Source organism: Leifsonia sp. HAY1-4F, assembly GCF_056755275.1.
In genome coordinates this window covers 1-228 of the sequence record NZ_JBNDHX010000772.1, presented here as the reverse complement: position 1 = coordinate 228, position 228 = coordinate 1, and the positions used below count along the sequence as shown (strand labels likewise).

Genomic DNA, 228 nt, shown 5'->3' with positions numbered 1-228 from the left:
AGATCACCCACGCCATTCGCGGCCCGCTCCACCTCCTCGGCGGCCTTCGCGGCATCCAACGCGTGCGCGGTGAACTGGCTGAGGATGGTGCCAGCGATCTGCACCGCAGCGAACGCCGCCGCCGCGATTCCGACACCCTTCGCCACTTTGAGGAAACCGCCGTACACGCCGGCCAGCGGGCCGGTGCGCATCGCATCGAGCGCTGCCTTCGTCTCCACAATCCTGGGG

General features: G+C 68.9%; 1 protein-coding gene. It reads right to left on the bottom strand.

Features of this window, described 5'->3' with window-relative positions; genetic code table 11:
* A partial coding sequence (locus ACPYOG_RS21300; protein ID WP_481296016.1) for a hypothetical protein occupies positions 1 to 218 on the bottom strand: 218 nt, incomplete at its 3' end.
* Positions 219 to 228: the final 10 nt, after the last annotated feature.